Annotated in this window: 12 protein-coding genes; 7 read left to right on the top strand and 5 right to left on the bottom strand. The window is 59.7% G+C overall.

All coding sequences use genetic code 11. The features are described from left to right. The first annotated feature begins 144 nt into the window (after positions 1–144). Positions 145–3222 (top strand): CRTAC1 family protein, encoded by a 3078-nt coding sequence (locus Mal65_RS11575; protein WP_145297505.1) that lies wholly within the window; start codon positions 145–147, stop codon positions 3220–3222. A gap of 49 nt (positions 3223–3271) precedes the next feature. Here the strand turns inward: Mal65_RS11575 and Mal65_RS11570 are convergent, their stop codons facing one another. Continuing rightward, a complete protein-coding gene (locus Mal65_RS11570) occupies positions 3272–4678 on the bottom strand; it encodes an O-antigen ligase family protein (RefSeq protein WP_145297502.1) in 1407 nt (468 codons plus the stop codon). 460 nt (positions 4679–5138) lie between these two features. Here Mal65_RS11570 and Mal65_RS11565 point away from each other — a divergent pair, with 460 nt between their 5' ends. The 5 genes from Mal65_RS11565 to Mal65_RS11545 all read left to right on the top strand — a co-directional run bounded on the left by Mal65_RS11565 (position 5139) and on the right by Mal65_RS11545 (position 9370). Then, positions 5139–6758, top strand: coding sequence for a hypothetical protein (locus tag Mal65_RS11565; RefSeq protein ID WP_145297499.1), 1620 nt, complete (start codon positions 5139–5141; stop codon positions 6756–6758). Between the two features lie 122 nt (positions 6759–6880). Beyond that, positions 6881–7096, top strand: coding sequence for a 50S ribosomal protein L35 (gene rpmI, locus Mal65_RS11560; protein WP_145297496.1), 216 nt, complete (start codon positions 6881–6883; stop codon positions 7094–7096). Positions 7097–7339: 243 nt separating this feature from the next. Continuing rightward, a complete protein-coding gene (gene rplT / locus Mal65_RS11555) occupies positions 7340–7699 on the top strand; it encodes a 50S ribosomal protein L20 (RefSeq protein WP_145297493.1) in 360 nt (119 codons plus the stop codon). A 71-nt stretch (positions 7700–7770) separates the two neighbouring features. Continuing rightward, on the top strand, positions 7771–8799 hold the full coding sequence (pheS, locus tag Mal65_RS11550) for a phenylalanine--tRNA ligase subunit alpha (RefSeq protein WP_145297490.1): 1029 nt from the start codon (positions 7771–7773) through the stop codon (positions 8797–8799). Between the two features lie 223 nt (positions 8800–9022). Next, on the top strand, positions 9023–9370 hold the full coding sequence (locus Mal65_RS11545; protein WP_145297488.1) for a hypothetical protein: 348 nt from the start codon (positions 9023–9025) through the stop codon (positions 9368–9370). A gap of 45 nt (positions 9371–9415) precedes the next feature. On the opposite strand, the gene Mal65_RS11540 is transcribed toward Mal65_RS11545, so the two are convergent. From Mal65_RS11540 to Mal65_RS11525, 4 genes are all read right to left on the bottom strand, one after another. Continuing rightward, positions 9416–9883, bottom strand: coding sequence for a ferritin-like domain-containing protein (locus tag Mal65_RS11540; RefSeq protein WP_145297485.1), 468 nt, complete (start codon positions 9881–9883; stop codon positions 9416–9418). Between the two features lie 265 nt (positions 9884–10148). Continuing rightward, the gene (gene glgB, locus Mal65_RS11535; RefSeq protein ID WP_145297482.1) at positions 10149–12410 is read right to left on the bottom strand and encodes a 1,4-alpha-glucan branching protein GlgB; all 2262 of its coding nucleotides are present in this window, start codon (positions 12408–12410) and stop codon (positions 10149–10151) included. Between the two features lie 89 nt (positions 12411–12499). Continuing rightward, positions 12500–13306, bottom strand: coding sequence for a ribonuclease H family protein (locus Mal65_RS26990; protein ID WP_196784771.1), 807 nt, complete (start codon positions 13304–13306; stop codon positions 12500–12502). 530 nt (positions 13307–13836) lie between these two features. Next, positions 13837–15516, bottom strand: a complete 1680-nt coding sequence (locus Mal65_RS11525) for an RNA polymerase sigma factor RpoD/SigA (protein WP_145297479.1) — start codon at positions 15514–15516, stop codon at positions 13837–13839. A gap of 388 nt (positions 15517–15904) precedes the next feature. Between Mal65_RS11525 and Mal65_RS11520 the strand changes: the two genes are divergently transcribed. Further along, positions 15905–19096 (top strand): [protein-PII] uridylyltransferase family protein, encoded by a 3192-nt coding sequence (locus Mal65_RS11520; RefSeq protein WP_145297476.1) that lies wholly within the window; start codon positions 15905–15907, stop codon positions 19094–19096. Position 19097 lies beyond the last annotated feature (1 nt).

The following is a 19097-nucleotide window of genomic DNA, read 5'->3' as shown; positions in this document are numbered from 1 at the left end:
TTCTTGATGAATGAATAACTTCGGCCCCTCGCTGACGCTTCGGGTTACCAATTGATATACAGTGCCTAGGCAACCGAAGCCGTCGGCCGCCGACGGTCCCCCCGTTGCCCACCACGTTTGATCGCCCGCCCGTTGCCCCGATCGATGAATTCATCACTCCGTCGCATCACCGGGCTGTGGGCCGCGCTGACTTGCGGTCTGGTCTTGTTGGGATGTCAGGGCGATCGCGATGGGATCAACGATTCCGATTCGTCCGGATCGCAGGCGGCCGCACCTCAGGCACCATCCGCGACCGATGACACGTCGACGTCAATCGACGAAATGCGACAGCTGGTTGCATCGGAGCAGTATGACCAGGCCGAAACGCTGGTCACGGACGTGCTGATCCGTCGTGGTGACGATCCCGCGGTGGTCGAAGTCTGCGGCGATGTTGCCGCGGGACGAAACGCACACCAGGATGCGATCGACCGCTATCAATTGGCAGTCGACTTGACCGCGAATTCTGGCGATTCGCCCTCTGCGGAATTGCTGGACAAGTTGGCAAGGCAGTGGATGAATGCGGGTCGTCCTTTCGAATCGCTGGAGATCTTGGAACGCTTGGTGCGTCAGTATCCGGCCCGGGATCAGTCGCGAACCGACCTTGCGGGTTTGCAGTTGGCGCTGGGATTGGAAAATCGTGCCGAACCTCACCTGCGGTATCTGATCCAACGTGGCGTCGGCGCGATGGGCGAACTGATCGTCTTGACCGATATCACACGACCGCAAAGCGACCGTGCCATTTGTGAATTCGCGTTGCAACAGAACCCGGGTGACCTGCGTCCGCGGTACAGTCTGGTACGCCACGATGTTTACGAGGGACGCTGGGCACAATCGCTGGATGATCTGCGGTCCGTTTGGCAACAGCACCCTGAGTTCCCCGAGGCCAGCGCGTATTACGGTCGGGCGTTGATCGAGACGACTGAACCACAAAGCGGCGACACGTCTCCGATCGCCCAGTGGGAACAAGCGGTTACACCGGAGACAAAACGTCTGTCCGCCTACTGGATGGCGGTCGGACGCTGGGCGGAAAAGAATCGCCGGGTCAAGGCATCAGCGGTGGCGTTTTGGAATGCGGCAAGACTGAACGAAAATGATGGCGAGGCGTTGGGCAAGTTGTCCGGTGCGTTGGCGGAACTGGGACGCGGCGACCAGGCCGCCGAAGTGGCAGGTCGTGCGGCGGACATCAACGCCATGCGTGACGCGGTGGAAGCCTTGTTTTCGTGGAAGAAGCACTCGCAGCGTGCCTCGGTGATGATCGTCCGGTCCATGGATCGGCTGGGCCGCGCTTGGGAAGCCGCCTCATGGGCCCGGCTGGCCACGATGATGCAGCAAGACCCTGATCCCAGTGCGATGGAAGTCTTCCAACGCATCCGTGCCGGAATGACCGCCACGACGCCTTGGCAGGATCCCACGAAACTGGTTGCTCGAAAGATTGATCTGTCCAGTATCGCGGCTGACTTGAGCAACGAGCGTCGCACCAGCCCCGCCGAAGTGGACGTCAACACAACCGGTCCGCCGATTCGATTCGTCGACCAGGCGGCCGAGCGAGGTTTGGACTATGTGTGCGACATCGGCCCGGCCGAAAATGGCGAAGCGGGCTTGTACATCTATCAATCCGGTGGTGGCGGCGCCGGCGTGATCGATTACGACCTGGACGGTTGTCCCGATTTGATGCTGACGTCTTGCGGTGGGACGCCGCGCAAGGCCGATTCGACAACCAACCGATTGTTCCGAAACGTCGATGGCCGGTTTGTTGATGTGACCGAGGCCAGCGGGACCGGTGACGCCTTCTTTTCACAAGGCGTTGCGGTCGGTGATATCGATTCCGATGGCTTCCCCGATTTGATCGTCGCGAATTTCGGGCGCAATCAATTGCTGCGCAACAACGGCGACGGAACGTTTCGCGACGTCACACGGCAATTCGGCTTCGGCGGTAACCAGTGGACCACTTCGCTGGCGATCGCGGACATCGACGGTGACGCGTTGGCGGATGTTTTCGAGGTCAACTACATCGGTGGCGACGACGTGATCGACCGCAAATGCATGCGGGAAGGCACGAACCAACATCGATCGTGCGCGCCACTGGTTTTTCCTGGCGAAGCGGATCGGTTTTGGCGGGGCACCGGAACGAATCGCCTGGCCGACACGACCGTGACAGCCATGGACGTGAACCAGACCGGTGGCGGCCCCGGACGCGGCTTGGGGTTGGTCGTCGGCGACTTGGACCGGCAAGGCGGAATGGACGTCTATGTGGCCAACGACATGTCGGCCAACCATTTTTGGACCACCGTGCAGACGCCGGCATCGCCGGAAGGTTCGCCGACGGTGCTGCGCGAACAAGGCGCGCTGGCCGGAGTCGCCTTTGACGGGCGTTCCCTTTCGCAGGCTTCGATGGGGATTGCCGCCGATGATGCGGACAACGACGGTGACATCGATCTCTACGTGACGCACTTTACCGACGACTACAACACGTTCTATTCCCAAGTCAGTGGTGGATTGTGGGCGGACCGCACCGAAGGGTTGGGGCTGGTCAAGCCGACGATGGCAATGCTGGGGTTCGGGACCCAGTGGATCGACGCGGACAACGACGGATGGTTGGAATTGGTGGTCGCCAACGGGAACGTCGACGATTTTTCACACAGCGGTCATGCGTATCGGATGCCGATGCAACTGTTTCGTCGTGACCCAAGCGGTCGCTACCGGGCGGAATCGTCCGATCAGTTGGGGCCCGCGATGTCCGCGGAACGCTTGGGACGTGCGTTGGCGACGCTGGACGTGGATGATGACGGCCGGACCGATGCGGTGGTGACCAACCTTTTCGATCCCGTGACTTTGTTGGTCAATCGTACCGGGGACGCGAATCCAGATTCCGCGATCGCGTTTCAGTTGATCGGCACATCCGATCATCGCGATGCGATCGGCGGTTCAGTGACCGTGACAACGGATTCATCGAAGTGGACGCGTCAACGTTTGGCGGGCAATGGTTTTCAATCCAGCAACCAGAATCGATTGCACTTCGGCGTCGGCCGTGGTGTGACGGTGGTGGATGCCGAAGTGCGTTGGCCCGGCGGCCAGTCGGGCCAAGCGACGGGCTTAAGAACCGGTCACGTGTACCGATGGGTCCAGGGTTCCCAGCGTCCCGTCCCGCTTCGGCGCCTGCAGGCCGAACCGCTCAAGCCATAGTCGCCTTTTCGTTCTGCGAAAATGCGTGACGCCGATGCATGCAGGGTTGCTACACGTCGTCCAGCGTTTTGGTGGCGACTGACAGCCCACTGATGACGCCCAGCAGGAACAGCACCCAGAACCCGTGGTCACGATCGAAGTAGACGGTGCACAACTGCAACGCCAACCCGACCACCACCGCTGCGATCGTCCAGAACGTCAGTGCCGTATTGGGAAAAAAGTATGTCGAAGCGTCGCCTGAAATCCGCTGCGCTGTTGCCGCGGCCACGACGAACAACAAGACCAGCAACACCACACCGATAAGACCAAACCGCAACCCCATTCCGATGAACGTATTGTCGACGATGCCGATCTGTCGCAACACGTCAGGGTCAGTGGTCAGCCCCGGCAAGTTTCGTGGTGGAAACCCCGAGCTGTCTTCGGTGCCGTAACCCATCAAGCCGCCTTTGATCACCAATGGGCCGTAAATCTTCATCACCAGCCAGCGATTTCGTGCGGAGCTTTGAATGACGGCTTCTTCGCTTTCGTCCAAGACAACGATGCGAGATTCAACCGGTTGATCCGGGCGGCTTTCCAAGCCCCGCATGACGCGTTCGGGGGCGATCACCGCGGCGGCAACGACAACACACAAACCGGCCAAGGCCACGTAGCGAACAATTCGATTCGCCATCGATGCGACGATCACGGCGACCACCACCGACGCCAAAATTGGGCCTCGTGACATCGTTGCCACGATCCCCAAAAACAGAGCGATCAGCGTCAGCGCACCTGCGACACGCTTGTTCCGATCCGAATCGGTTGAACTTTGAAAGCGATCCAGCAACGAAGCGGCCCAAGGAACCAACGTCAACAAGACCACGCCCAGGAAGATACAGTGACGCGTCGGCCCGTTGGCACGATAGGCAATCCCGTACCGCAGCCGCCGTGCAAAGTCGACGCGATCGTCTCGCGGTGCAATCAACGTTTCCCAGACGTTGATATTCGTCAAGGCTTCAAGCACGGTCGCGGTCGCCAAGACAATCGCGACGCCGGCGAACCAGGGCGACAGGTTCCGCAGACTGCTCCGGTGCATCGATGCGAAACGGCCGGCGGCATAGGGCAGCCCCCATTCACCATAGGCCGCAGCGGCGGTCATCAGCGGTGGTGCACCGTGGACCGTATCGGCAACGACGTGCCAGATCACCAAAGCGATCATCAGTGCATCCAGCAATGTGATGGGCGATAGGAATCGGTCGCCGCTGTGCACGCAGTACGCGATCAATCCGATCACCGCGACGGCGGTTGCCACGTTGATCGGAAGACCGGCCAAGTTGATTTCAAGCCAACTGGCCGACAGCAGACTGCACGCCATCGCGACGCCCAGTGCCTGGGCCTTGCCCTGCCGTTGTCCAGCCCAGGCCGCCACGCCCAGACAGATCGCCAGCATGACGAAGAATGCTGTTTCCGCGGTCATCATGACAGGGGCGTTTCTCTAGGGTATTGGTTGGATCATGCCGCACCAACGGTTCAGCCAATCGCCGTTGATTGCGTCGGCAGTGATTCCGTCGGCCGTGATTGCGTTGCCGTGATTGCGTTGCCGAGCGGGCATCACCGTCGTCGCGAGCGCTGGCCCGCGGTGACGTTGTGGTGCGAGTTCTGTCGATCGCTATAGAAAACTTTGGCCGGTCCGCGAAAGACGCCTTTAAGGACCGTTGCCGCGGCCCAGCATTGCCACCGCGCCGCCGGTTTTGGTACTCAGCCCATTCGGGACCCGCCCGATCGACACGCCACGCGTCAGGAAACCGCGTGAAACTGACGATCCCATGGCGGTCGACTGTCATCACTGTTGGAACCATTCGATGCGATCGCCGGACCGGCGTTCGCGGGGCCGTCATCGTATGAGCGAACAAAGCGTTTTAAAGATCGGAACGGTCGGGATGCTTGTCCTGACCGCAGCGATCTTTATCCACGGGCGAATGCGTCGCGGCACCGATGCCGTTCATGCCGATACCCGATCCACGGACGCGTCATCGGTCCGTTTGGCTTCGTCGGATTCATCGTCGGCCGCTTCGATACGACCGACCGCCGAGCTGGACATGGCGTTCGACAAGACGGCCGAAGCTGAACGATCGGGTCGCCTGAAGTTCGGCCAAGCGATGGGCATGAACTCTGGCGACGAAGCGGTGTCGAATCTTGCCGGCGCCGCCGTTGCCGATTCAGTCAGCGAGCCAGACGAAACCAACGCGATCGAAACACCGAGTGAATCGTCAAACGCATCGCCGTCGGGCCGTCTAGCGGCTGAAGCTTGGGCGACCGCCGATCAACATTTGCGGCCCAAACGCCCCGTGGGATCCTCAGCGAAATCGTCGCGACCGCCTCAAACGCTGGACACCCGTCAAGCCGGATTCACGGCATCGGAATCACCACTAGTGCGTGTCGGTCGGATCGAAGCGGTGCCCGAGCGAAGCGACCTGCGAACCCTGTCGATGATTCCGCGGACGCCGGGCGAAGTCCTGCGGTTGTATTCCGCGGCTCGCGATCAATCGTGCCGCTTGCTTGGCGAAGGCGTCGCGGTGCACGAACCCTTACAGATCACGCCAGGCTCCGCTGGTGTTTTCGGTCGCATCGACGCGGTCACGATCAGCTTGGAATTGGCTCAAAGCGGTCGCGACCGGTTGCCTGCGGTGACCCGATCCCAAGTGCTGAAATACTTCCAAGAACACCGCTTGGCCGTACAGCCGGTTGTCTATCACGACGCCAACGGCCGATGCTATTTCGGCAACGAATGCAAAGCCGCCTTTTTCCACCAGCTTTCTCAGCCGGGGCCGGGATCATCGGTGACCGGCAACCCCGAACCGATGATCCAGTCCGCGGTGTCGCGATTCCGATCGCTGGGCATCGTGCCCGACGCACGATCGGCCGGACGACGTTACAGCCTGACCGACGCTCCAGAAATGGGGCGGACTCTGGCGCTGGCGTTCGCCTACCAGCAAGAAACCGGATCGCTGACCCAGGGCCGCACGACCGTGGTGGAGCTAATGCTATTGCACCTGCCACCGGATTTCGGCCCGCGCAATCCGCGGCTGTCTGTGTTCATCACCCAAGGCGGCGGCGCGACGCTGCATCAGTTGTCCGCGCCCCTGCGGTCCCCGGTTGCCGCGTCGGCATTGTCAAGGGCCCCGTCGATCACCGCCACGGTGCGGTTTGACAAAACCACCTTGCTGGGCATGTACCCGGCCGATCCGGTGGTGACCGATGTTCAGTTCCGGTCCGATCGATCCGTTCCGCTGGCGACGCTGTTGGCGCGACTGGATGATGAATCCGGCGGCAGCGATGACGAGGGCGGTCCGACAACGCTTTCCAACTTGTTGGACCAATTCGAATCAATCGCCCAGCAATCGGAGTCCGATCCCAATGGTTCCGGCGACGCGTCGATGCACTGGTTGGATCGAATACGCATGGAAAAACAGCGGCAATTGCAACAAACGCTGCAATCGGCCGGGCGGCCGGCAAATGGCGACTCGGCACTGGGCCGACCGTTGCCGCCGCTGCGTTGACGCGGCGGGCCGTTTCCGAGTGGAAAAGTCGCACACGGACCTTTCATATTCTGCGGCAGGTCGCTACACTTCGCCGCTTCAAATCACGACGACGAACGTTCATCGATACGGACCCCACAGCGATGTCCAAAGGTAAATCCAAGATCAAGACCCACAAAGGAACCAAAAAGCGGTTCCGTTTGTCCGCCAAAGGCAAGGCGATGCACCGTCCGTCGGGCACCAGCCACCTGGCACAGGGGTTGAGCAAGAAACGTCGCCGTAACCTGCGTGGCACGACTGCCGTCGACACCTGCATGGAGCCGACGATCCACGCCGCTTTGAACGGATACAGCAACTAAATCCGGATCGGCAACGGTTGATCTTGGCCACCATCGGTCGCCCGCGACACGTTGCCTGACGCCGGCAAATTCTGTCTTTCCACTCCGCGTCCGGTCGGCAAACCGGACACGCCACGGCCATTTTGCCGCTGGCGACAACCCGTCTGGGCATGAACATCGATCCCATTGTTTCGTGGATCGAGGCCTGAGGACGGGACATTCTTCATGATCCAATAGCATCACCACAGCAAAGGAACCCCAGCCATGCGTTCAACCAAAGGCGCCGCGCGTAACAAAGCCAAGAAACGTTTGTTCAAGCGAGCCAAGGGGTATCGTGGCGGACGCGGAAATCTGACGCGTACCGTCAAGGAAACGTTGCTTCGCAGTGGTGCGTATGCTTTCCGCGATCGTCGTGTTCGCAAGCGTGAATTCCGCAAGCTGTGGATCATCCGGATCAGCGCCGCCGTGCAACAGCACGATCTGCGGTACAGCGAGTTCATTCACGGGCTGAAGAAGGCCGGGATCGAATTGGACCGCAAGTCCCTGTCGCACATGGCGATCGAGGACAAGGCCGGCTTTAAAGACTTGTGTGACAAGGTCAAAGAAGTTCTGGCAGCCGCCTGAAACTCCTGTGCGAAAGATGAGGACGCCGCTGGAGCCAATCGCGGCGCCCCCCACTCACCCTCCACAAGCCAATGTCCCTGCAACAATTCGTCGCCGCGTTGGACGACTTGGCCGATGACGCCAAGCGCGCGTTCGATGCCGCCGCCGATCCGGACACTCTGGAAGAAGCCCGCATCAAATTCTTGGGTGCCAAGAAGGGCTTGTTGAAATCAATCCAGAAACAAATCGGGTCCGTCGGCAAAGAAAACATGCCGACCGCCGGCCAGCGTTTGAACGAAGTCAAATCGCTGATCGAGCAAACGTTCCAGGCCACCCGGGACCGATTGACCGGGGATGCCGCCGACGGCGTCGACCCGACCTTTGATCCCACCCTGCCCGGTATCGCACCGGAAATCGGGCACGTTCATCCGATCACCCAAACCATCGATCACTTGATGGAGATCATGGGTCGGATGGGCTTCGAAGCTGCCGAAGGCCCCGAAGTGGAAGATCCGCACCACAACTTTGTGGCGCTGAACATCCCCGAAGACCATCCGGCACGGGACCCGCTGGACAACTTCTATCTGTCCGTCGGTGATGGCCAGGCGTCGCGTTTTGTGGAAGGCACGCGGTTGCTGCGAAGCCAAACCAGCACGGTCCAGATCCGTGTGATGGAACAACGCCAACCGCCGATCCGGATCATCTCGCTCGGCCGGGTGTACCGTCCGGACGCCCCCGACGCGACCCACTTTCCGATGTTCCATCAGATGGAAGGTCTGATGGTGGACCGGAACGTGACGATGGCCAATCTGAAGACCGTGCTGCGGATCTTCGCGACCAACTACCTGGGCGATGACGTGGAAATTCGTTTCCGCCCCTCGTTCTTTCCATTCACCGAACCCAGCGTCGAAGTCGACTTCCTGTGGGACGGCAATTGGGTGGAATTCGGCGGTGCGGGAATGGTCGATCCGAACGTCTTCAAAGCGGTCGGCTACGACCCGGAACAGGTCAGCGGATTCGCATTCGGGCTGGGCGTCGAGCGACTGTGCATGCGTCGCCACGGCATCACCGACATCCGCGATCTATACAGTGGCGACCTGCGCTTCCTGCGCCAATTCTGACGCAAGCATCGCCATTCGCAGGGGCGGAAGATGCGTCCGCCCATCCTGACTCCCACAGCCGAGCCCTCGTGGAGGGCTCGCGAGATTCGTTTTCGCCACATTCGCGAAGCGTAAGGCGTTCATTTGCGGAGCGACAGGCGGGAACGAGTCCAGACCGAACGACGATCGTAAAAACAGGATTTCGCATTGACCGCGAAATCGCCGCCAATAAACTGAAGCGTTATTGAGAATCGTTTTCAACAAAACGCTTGATTGGGCGGGCGTCGTGCGGACCGAATCAGTCCTAGAAATTTTGCCGGGTTTGACCGACAGCCAGCGGCTGGTGATCGCCAGCGAGAGCTGTGATTCGGGGTGTTCGATCGCACCCGAAACGCTGGTCCTGCGTCACGAAAGCTATTCCGATCACGTCGGTTGGTTCGTACAGAGCCGCGTGTCGATCGAGCCGCATCAGTTCGCGGCGTTGCGGAACGTGATCACATCGCGTGGCGTGCGGGCCGTGCCCCACAGCAACGGGGCGTCGGCGGCCGAGACGGCTTCGCCGACCATTCTGAAATTCCCGCACGCGGGATAATCCCACCGCGGATCCGGTCACGGACCCGCGATCGATCGAGCATTCTCAGCCGATCTTTTTCTTCGAATCGTCTTCGATGATACCGACGTTCTGGGCCGCGTCGGTGTTCCGCAGCAGCTTGCTGTACTCGTCGACGCCTTCTTGTTCCTGCAACAAGATGTCTTCCAGAAAGACGACCAGTGCCCGATCGCCATCGGCCAGTTCCAACGCCTTGGTGTACATCTCCACCGCCTTGGATTCGAATTCCAGGCTGTACTGCAGGACTTCCTTCAGATCCTTGGATTGACGAATCTCATTGCGGGTTGCAACCGGGACTCCGCCCAACGCGACGATCTTGTCACCGATCAACTGCGCGTGTTTGAAGGATTCCTTGGCGTCTCCCAAGAACTTATCTGCGTAGACTTCACGCCACGGGCCTTCGTGGATGAAGCTGTTTTGCGAATACTGGGCGACCCCCGTCCATTCGTGTTTCAGGATCTCGTTCAGAATTTCAATGACCGGTGCATAATCCATAACGGCATTCTCTTTTTAATGTCTCGATGGGTTGTGTCTGGATTGGGTGACTTGCAACGCCAATGCCAAGTCGACAGGGAACCGTATCGGTTTGCCGTTTTTTGTCAAACTGTGTCGGATCGGTTTTTCAGCAGCTTTTTGCCTGTTGAGAATGCGATTCAAAAGCCGCAGGCATACGTGGTGGATCGGGCGCTATAGAAAAACAGCCGAGACGAAAACGTCTCGGCTGTCACCATGGATTGCGGCTTGATCGACTGGAATCGGATCAGGCGTCGTTTTCCAAACGGAAGATCGTCACGGCCAACGGCGGCAGATCAACTTGGATACTGTCGGGACGCATGTGGTGGCCGACGCCGGTGGATTCGCGACCGGGATAGTTCCCCATGTTGGACCCACCATAGGCTTCGCTGTCGCTGTTGAAGATTTCCTTCCAGTAACCCGACTGCGGAACACCGATGCGGTAGTCCTTGCGAATGACGGGGGTGAAGTTACAGCAGACCAGGATCGGCGGAGCGTCATCCAGGCCCTTTCGCAGATAGATCAGCACACTGTCTTCGGCGTTCTGGCAATCCACCCATTCGAATCCGTCACCGCTGAAATCCAGCTCGTGAAGCGACGGGTTTTTGATGACCAGCTTGTTCAAATCAGACACCAGCTGTTGCACACCACGGTGGGTGTCGAAGTCCAACAGGATCCAATCGGGTCCGGCTTCGCTGTCCCATTCGTTCCACTGGCCAAATTCACCGCCCATGAACAACAGGTTCTTTCCGGGGTGCGTCCACATGTACGAGTACAACAGACGCAGGTTGGCAAATTTCTGCCACATGTCGCCGGGCATCTGGCTGATCAACGATCCTTTGCCGTGGACCACTTCGTCGTGCGACAACGGCAGGACGAAGTTTTCGGTGAAGGCATAGATCAGGCTGAACGTCAGTTCGTTCTGGTGATACTTGCGGTGGATCGGTTCGTGACGCATGTACGACAACGTGTCGTTCATCCATCCCATGTTCCACTTGTACGTGAATCCCAGACCGCCGTCGTAGGTCGGTCGCGACACGCCGGGCCATGCCGTGGATTCTTCCGCCGCGGTGATCGCGCCGGGGAACTGTTCGTGGACCGCGATGTTGAAATCACGCAGGAAATCGATCGCTTCTAAGTTCTCGCGACCGCCGTATTGGTTGGGCACCCAGTCGCCCGATTCGCGGCTGTAATCCAAGTACAACATCGATGCGACCGCGTCGACACGCAAGCCATCAATGTGGTACTTATCCAACCAGAACAGAGCATTGCCGATCAAGAAGTTACGGACTTCGTTGCGGCCGTAATTGAAGATCATCGTGCCCCAGTCCGGGTGTTCGCCCTGACGCGGGTCGGCGTGTTCGTACAGCGCCGTACCGTCAAAGCGTGCCAGACCGTGACCGTCTTTGGGGAAGTGGGCGGGGACCCAGTCGACGATCACACCGATGCCGTTTCGGTGCATGTAGTCGACGAAGTACATGAAGTCTTCTGGGGATCCGTGCCGGCTGGTCGGGGCAAAGTAACCGACCGCTTGGTAACCCCAGGAACCGCTGAACGGGTGCTCCGAAACGGGCATCAATTCAACGTGGGTGAAGTTCATGCGGTGACAGTATTCCGCCAACCGCTTGGCCAGATCCCGATAATCCAGCCAGCCGTGCGGACGTCCCGGGCCTTTCATCCAGCTGCCCAAGTGGACTTCGAACACGTTCATCGGCGTGTGCAACGGATCTTGGGCCGCCCGCTGTTCCATCCACTCTTCGTCTTGCCACGAATGGACCGTCAAATCGGCGACGATCGACGCGGTCAGCGGCGGCAATTCGGCTGCGAAACCGACCGGGTCCGACTTGTCGACCCATTCGCCGTGTTCGGTCAACAGACGGAACTTGTACCGATCGCCGACCTTGGCGCCGGGAATGAACAATTCCCAGATGCCCAGGTGGGGATGGATCCGAGCGGTGTGCTGGCGTCCGTCCCAGCCGTTGAAATCACCAACGATCTGGACCGTGCGGGCGTTGGGTGCCCAGACGGCGAAGTTCACACCGGCCTGGCCGTCGATCGTGCGGACTTGAGCGCCCAACCGTTCGTACAGTTGATAGTGACGGCCTTCGCCCAACAGGTAACGATCAAAGTCGGTCAGGATCGATGGGGCGGCGTAGGGATCATTGACTTCGCGAAGTTCGCCGGTCTTGTCAGCCATCTGAATGCGGTATCTCGAGTGTGCGGAACTGCGGGTGGTCGGATCGCCATCTTCTTCGGCTCGGATCGGTTCGTCGACCACCGGATCACAAATCGCTTCAAAAAACCCGGCCGGGTGCAGCCGACGCATGGTCCGCCGTTGGCCCGCCGAATCGATCACCCAAGCCGACTGTGCCTCGGGTAAATACGACCGGATCGCGGTAGCGGTTTGCCCGCAATAGTCGATCGTGTGAGGCCCCAGCACGCTGGAGGGATTTTCCATGTGCCCGCTGACAAGGCTGTTGACAACGGACAAGGGAACTTGGGTTTGCATGGTATCACCGGGTACGCGTATCGAAGGTGAAGGTGGATGGGTTCGGGTCAAAACGGGTCGGCCGTGGGGAAGCCGGTGATGTTCGGGAATCAGGTAGATGCAGCGATCGTCGTGCCATAAATGGCTGCGTCGAAGTGCCGCGCCGCGATCCGCCCGCCTCCGCTTTCGGGGGCCGGTCCCGGCGTCAACAGCCATCGACGCAGTCGGTCGGGGACCGCTGCGGCGGAGGCGACGGCTGTTGAAACGCCATCGATCGGTGATCCGGACCGGGACGAAACTTCGCCGGTGTCGACCGCGGATCGTGTGGGACGGTGGCCGCGTCGTCGCCGCGTGACGGGGACGCCGCCGGTGTCGACGGTTTGGTGCGGCGTATCGATGCGGACCGTGGATGCGTCCGCGTCGGTTTCTTGGTCCAAACCAGCGACGGGGTCTTGGCCCAAGCTGACGGTCCGTGAACTGATCAGGCACGCGTCGACGCGGTGGATCGACAGAGCGCGGTCGACCCGTCGCCACAGTTCGGCGTGCTGGACTTCCACGCGGCGGCCGAAGTGTTCCCAAACGAATCCGTTGCGACGCCAACGCGGAAGCGAATCGGTCAACGACCGAATCAGGTAGCGATTGCTGGACAGCAAGGTGACCGACGACGCACCGTCGATCGCTTCCAATCCACGCAGGGCCGCCATCACACTTAAGCGGTTCAGGTCACCGAATTCGACGTCGCTGGCTTCCAGTACCAATTCGCCGGAAGCATCTTCCAACGAAAACTGCCAACTGCCCTGCTCCAAAGATTCAGCGTGGGCTTGGCAGACCAACAAGTACTGCGACAACGATTGATCGGAATGCTGAAGCGGCGATGGCGAATCAAAATCGCTCACCGCATCCATCGAAAACAGCATGGGTTCGATTTTCTCGGGTCGGGGACGCCATCGTGCGACCAATGCTTGCACCCGAGAATCCGTGGGTCCAAACCTGGGCCGATCCGATGACGGACGGTCATTGAAAGCGCAATCCATGCTGGCGGACGGTTTTCCGAAAACAGAAAACGCCGATGCCAGTGGAATTCGGCAAACCCGACGGAAACCATGAGGTTGACCCGACCAGAAAAGTCAACGCGAATTGTCCAGCCTTCGCGCATGCGATAAGACCCACAGAACCGTCGCTGTCGGCCGTACAAACGGACGTCGCATGATGACGATCGACGTCGTTGAAGCGGTCATGCTGACTGTGCACGCTGTATGTGCGCGCGGATTGAAACAGTGCATTAGATGCACGGGCCGACACAGTCGCGACCGACCAAAAAGAAACCCCGCAGCGGATCTGCGGGGGGCAGCGCACACATGGGGCCAGAGCACGCGTTGGGATCACGTGCGGAACGCAACGCCAGGGTCGCCACGCGATGGATGACGCGTGGGACGCGGGCGATGCACTACAGGGCTTCGCTGCCTTCGAACATCGTCACGTCGGCACCGTCCAGGAAGCTGACCAGCGATTTCGCACGATACGGTTGCTGCAACTTACGCACGGCTTTGCTTTCGATCTGGCGAACACGTTCGCGGGTGACCTGAAAGATCTTGCCGACTTCTTCCAACGTGTACGTGTACCCGTCGGCCAGACCGTATCGCAGTCGCAAGATTTCGCGTTCGCGATAGTTCAGCGTTTCCATCGCCAAGTCGATCTGTGCTTTCAACGCTTCGCGATTGGTTTCCAGCAACGGATCGTCGTCACGGTGGTCTTCCAAGAATTCACCGAACGCACTTTCCTCGTGATCGCCGACCGGCTGGTCCAGTGACAACGGCTGGCGTGACATCTTCAGGATCACGCGAGTGTCGTCCAGATTCAATCCGCTGCGATGGCTGACTTCTTCGGCGGTGGGTTCGCGTCCGAATTCTTGCACCAAGTCGCGGGTGATTTGGCGGATCTTGTTCATCGTGTCGATCATGTGAACCGGCACACGGATGGTGCGGCTTTGATCGGCGATCGCGCGAGTGATGGCTTGACGGATCCACCAGGTCGCATACGTGCTGAACTTGTATCCTCGTTCGTGTTCGAATTTATCCACCGCACGCATCAGCCCCGTGTTGCCTTCTTGGATCAGATCCAAGAACGACAAGCCACGGTTGCGATACTTCTTGGCGATCGACACGACCAATCGCAAGTTGCCGGCCGACAGAACACGTTTGGCGGCATCGTAGTCTTCGCGGAACGCGTCACACTGACGCACACGACGGGACAACGTGCGGGGTGCTTCCAAGGTCAACCGCATCAGGTACAGCAATTCGCTGCGCAGTTCATCGGCGGTCGGCATTCCCGGCATTTCCAGACGTTCGGGATGTGCCAACAGTTCGCGGATTTCTTCCATCCGCTTGCAGTTCTTTCGCAGACGTTCGAACACGGGCTGCAGCTTGCCGGTCCGCAGGTTCATTTCCTCGACCAGCCGAACCGCTTTGTTGCGACGCACGACCAGGTTTCGCCACGCCGCGCGGCGTTGACGTTCGGGCAATCGCTTGTTGATCGCGACCATGTAGTCCGAACGGTTTTGGCTAAGCAAGTGTTGCAGGGTGCGGACGTTGGGCACGATCCGCTGCATGATCGCCTTCTTTTCCTTGGCATTGGTCACGCTGACTTCGATCGTGCGGTCCAGTCGCAACTGTTTGTCGCGGACCTGTTCCAGCAACTTGCAGGCGGCTTGCAGGACAAAGTCGGTCGCCAACAGGCAATGGCGGTAACGGACGCGGGTCTTTTCGATCTGGATCGCCGCGGAAACTTCCTGGTCCCGAGTCAGCAAAGGGATCTGGCCCATTTGCATCAGGTACATTCGCACCGGGTCTTCGGTGGGATCGGCTTCGCTTTCCGGGTCGTCGTGTCGAGACGTGCTGGACGCTTCGCCGGTTTCGTCATCGATCGCGTCGGCGAACTCTTGTCCCATCACCCGGCTGCGGCGATTGACGGACTCCTCGGCGTCAAATGCGTCGTCTTGCAGACTTCGTCGGCGAAAATTCTTGTCCATCAACGTCTCCTCGTCACCCGTGGCGGTTTCGTCTGGTTGGTGGGAGGGGTACCAAGCAGGACGGGTGCCGGAGTGGAACTGGGGAGACATCTGAATCATGACAAGCCGTTGTGAACGTTAGACTTACGCAAAAACCATGGCCGGCGGTGGCGTCGCAATTCGGTGCCAAGTGATGCATCCGTGCGGCATCACGTGTTGCGAAAAGTCGACATGCGTTGTTGAAAAGCGTCGCGCCACCGTTGAGACTTCCCGACCCAACATTCCCCCGTGACAGCGAAATTCCTTGCAAAGCGATCGTTCGCCGACGGACCATCCGAAAATGAACCCTTGGCGAACCAATCCCGGTGCGAAAAAACCCTTTGCAAATAAACCCTGTGCACTCCAACGGTAGGTCACGGCTAACGACCTACACCGACCGGTTTTCACGATTTACAATTTTGACGTCGGGTGATTCCGGTAAGTTCCCCGGTTGGAAGACCTTTATCCTGTGCCTGAATCTGATCCCGCATCCCGTTCTGACGACCAGGCGGCCCGCCCGCCGTCGTTTTCCAGTGATACCGTCGTCTTTGCGCGGTGGGACGGGATCACCGCAGCGATGTGCCACCACAGCGATCGGGTGGCCGACCAGCTTAGGCGACTGGAACAACTTTCGGTGCCCGAAGATTTGCTGGACAACCTGAAACAGCGGTTGTCGGAGGAACTGCCTAAGTTTGACCGCGTCGATGCGGTCATCCATTTTCTGGTCGGGCATCTCCAGGCGGCCCGCAGTCCCACCGCCGCGCTGGCATTGTTCGAACGTGACCCTGCGGCGTTGTCGGCTTTGTTGCAAATGTTTGCGACCAGCGATGTCGTGGCCGAAGCGATCATTGCCGACCCTGAATCGTTCGACCTGCTGCGTCTGACCGACGGCCAACCCGCCAACGTGCAGTACCTGGTCGACGAATTGGTCGCGGAATTATTGTCCGTGTCGGACCTACAGCGGGCCGCCGATTGCGTCCGCCAATTCGCAATCCGCGAAACGATCCGCGTCGCCTATGGCGAATTCGCCCATTCGATGGTCCCCGTCCAAGCCAGCGCGGAACTGGCCACCGTCGCCGACGCGATGGTGATCGCGTGTTTGGACGACGCGGTCCGGCGGGTCAGCAACCAGTGGGGATTGCCCGTCCAGGTCGACGGGGCCCCGCCCGAATTTGCCGCCATTGCGATGGGGGCCTGGGGTGCAAAAGAACTGACCTATGGCGGTGAAGCCGACTTGATCTTGCTGTGCCAACAAATGGACCGCAAGAACAACAGCCACGTGGCATTTTATCAGTCCGTGGCCCAGACGACGTTCATGCTGTTGAACCACGACACCTCGCTGGCCTTTCGATTCAACCTGAATCGCCAACCACGAATCGATCCCGACGATTTCATCTGCAGCTTGCCCGAAGCGATCCGGTTGGGCGAATCCCAGACACAGATTTGGCCTCGCTTGGCCTTCGTCCACGGGCGGCGTGCGGGTGGATCGGAAAAGCTGGCCGATGCCTACTTGAAACGCATCCGCGCCGGCGTGTTCCGGCGATTGCTGACGCGATCGGATTTGACGGAATTGAAAACGCTGCGGGGCAAGATGGAACGTCGCATCGAATCCGCAGCCGACGACGGACTTGAAACGACGCCACCTCAATCGCTTCCCTCCGACATCAATCGTGACGCGGGCGGCCGTACCGATATTCGTTACGCCGTTCGTTTTCTGCAATTGCTGCACGGCGGCGAAGACGCGAAACTGCGGACCGAAAACACGCTGGTGGCGATCGATGCATTGGAAAAAACCGGCTGCATCACTCACCAGGAAGCGTCGCTGTTGACCAACAACGACGCCAAACTGACGCGACTGGAACATCAACTTTCCGTGATGAGCGGTCGGCGTGAATCAATGTTGCCCGACGACCCGGCTCAGATGCAACGCCTGGTTTGGCAACTGGGTCTGCGTGATCAGGCCGGTCATCAAGGTGACGTCGAGCGTTTCGAACGATCGTTGCGAGAGATCTTGCAAGTCAATCGCCGGATCATCAATCACCTGATGAACCACGGTCAGCCCGAAGACGAATCGGTCGCCGACGCGGAATCGGACGGGGAAGTCCCCATCGAAACCGAACTGATCTTGGACCCCAATCCGGATCCCGCGGTGGTCCGCGAAGTGTTGGACCGATACGGTTTCGGCGGTGCCCAGCGGATCATGGATGACCTGCAAGGTCTGGCGACCGAAAACAGCAGCTTTCTTTCGCCACGGCGATGCCGCCATTTCTTTGCCGCACTGGCGCCGGATTTATTGCGAGAAATCGCGACCACGCCCGACCCCCAATCCGCGATGGACCGGTTGGTGGAAATCGCCGATTCGATCGGTGCCAAAGCCACGTTGTGGGAACTGCTGAAATCCAGCCCGCCGACGCTGCGGTTGATGGTCCGGCTGAGCGCGGGTGCACCGTACTTGGCGAAAGTGTTGACGGGCAATCCGGGCATGATCGATGAATTGGTCGATTCGCTGGTCATCGACCAATTGCCATCGGCCGAGCGTTTGGACCAGCAATCGATCAGCCTGTGTCGCGGTGCGGTGGACCTGGATCCGATCCTTCGCAGTTTCAAAGACGCCGCCCACCTGACGATCGGCGTCCGCGACATGTTGGGCAAAGAAACGGTTCGCGATACGCATCGTGCCCTGGCTGATACGGCCGACGCGGTGCTGCGACGGATCGTGGAAAACGAACAAGAAAAATTGGCGGCCCGGCTTGGCGATCCCGTCGACGCGGGCGGCGATCCCAGCGAACTGTGTGCCGTTGCGTTCGGCAAGCTGGGCGGACGCGAACCGAATTATCACAGCGATCTGGACGTTCTGTTTCTGTACACCGCCAACGGGAACACCCAGCGCCGCGTCGGCGGGCCTCGTGCGACGACGACCAACCAACACTTCTTTAACGAATTGGCGGGCAACGTCGTCAACCACGTCAACGGCGACGTCCGTGGGCCCGGGCTGTATGACTTGGACAGCCGTCTGCGCCCGACCGACGAAGAAGGCATCTTGTCGGTCACCATCGACACGTTCGCACGACGGTTCAACCAAGGCGTCGCGCCGCTGTGGCAACGTTTGGCACTGTGCAAAGCACGACCGCTGTCGGGTTCGAAACAGGCACGCTTGCGGATCAACGAAATCATCGCCGATGTGCTGCGACGGACGACGTGGCACCCCAGCATGATCGACCAAGCGCTGCAGATTCGAACTCGCATGAGCGAAACGGCGTCTCCGCAAAACTTCAAACGCGGCGTGGGCGGCACCGTGGACGTGGAAATGCTGACCCAGATTTTGCTGTTACGCTGTGCCAGCCAGACCGATCATGCGGGACTCGTTTCCGAAAACCGCGCGACCGGAACGCTGGAACTGATCGCCGCGCTGGCCGACGACGCGCGACTGGATTCCGGCGACGCCGATGCGTTGTCGGCAAATTATCAAACGCTGCGTTCGATCGAAGCCCGACTGCGGCTGATGGATTACGATCAGCGTCACGAATTTCCCGACGATGCAATGTCGCTTCGCACCCTGGCGTTCCTGATGCGGACCGACGTCGGCGACTTACAACAGCAATACCAAGACGCCCGTGACGGCAACCGCCAGATCTTCACGCGGCTGATGAAACCCGAGTGAT

It is taken from the genome of Crateriforma conspicua (genome assembly GCF_007752935.1).
GTDB lineage: Bacteria > Planctomycetota > Planctomycetia > Pirellulales > Pirellulaceae > Crateriforma > Crateriforma conspicua.
The sequence above is the reverse complement of the archived record's forward strand: the minus strand, read 5'-3'. Positions and strand labels throughout refer to the sequence as shown.

Excerpts from the sequence above, each read along its gene's own strand:
- Mal65_RS11575 (WP_145297505.1), top strand. The coding sequence starts at position 145 with ATGAATTCATCACTCCGTCGCATCACCGGGCTGTGGGCCGCGCTGACT.
- Mal65_RS11570 (WP_145297502.1), bottom strand. The coding sequence starts at position 4,678 with ATGATGACCGCGGAAACAGCATTCTTCGTCATGCTGGCGATCTGTCTG.
- Mal65_RS11565 (WP_145297499.1), top strand. The coding sequence starts at position 5,139 with ATGCTTGTCCTGACCGCAGCGATCTTTATCCACGGGCGAATGCGTCGC.
- rpmI (WP_145297496.1), top strand. The coding sequence starts at position 6,881 with ATGTCCAAAGGTAAATCCAAGATCAAGACCCACAAAGGAACCAAAAAG.
- rplT (WP_145297493.1), top strand. The coding sequence starts at position 7,340 with ATGCGTTCAACCAAAGGCGCCGCGCGTAACAAAGCCAAGAAACGTTTG.
- pheS (WP_145297490.1), top strand. The coding sequence starts at position 7,771 with ATGTCCCTGCAACAATTCGTCGCCGCGTTGGACGACTTGGCCGATGAC.
- Mal65_RS11540 (WP_145297485.1), bottom strand. The coding sequence starts at position 9,883 with ATGGATTATGCACCGGTCATTGAAATTCTGAACGAGATCCTGAAACAC.
- glgB (WP_145297482.1), bottom strand. The coding sequence starts at position 12,410 with ATGCAAACCCAAGTTCCCTTGTCCGTTGTCAACAGCCTTGTCAGCGGG.
- Mal65_RS26990 (WP_196784771.1), bottom strand. The coding sequence starts at position 13,306 with ATGCTGTTTTCGATGGATGCGGTGAGCGATTTTGATTCGCCATCGCCG.
- Mal65_RS11525 (WP_145297479.1), bottom strand. The coding sequence starts at position 15,516 with ATGATTCAGATGTCTCCCCAGTTCCACTCCGGCACCCGTCCTGCTTGG.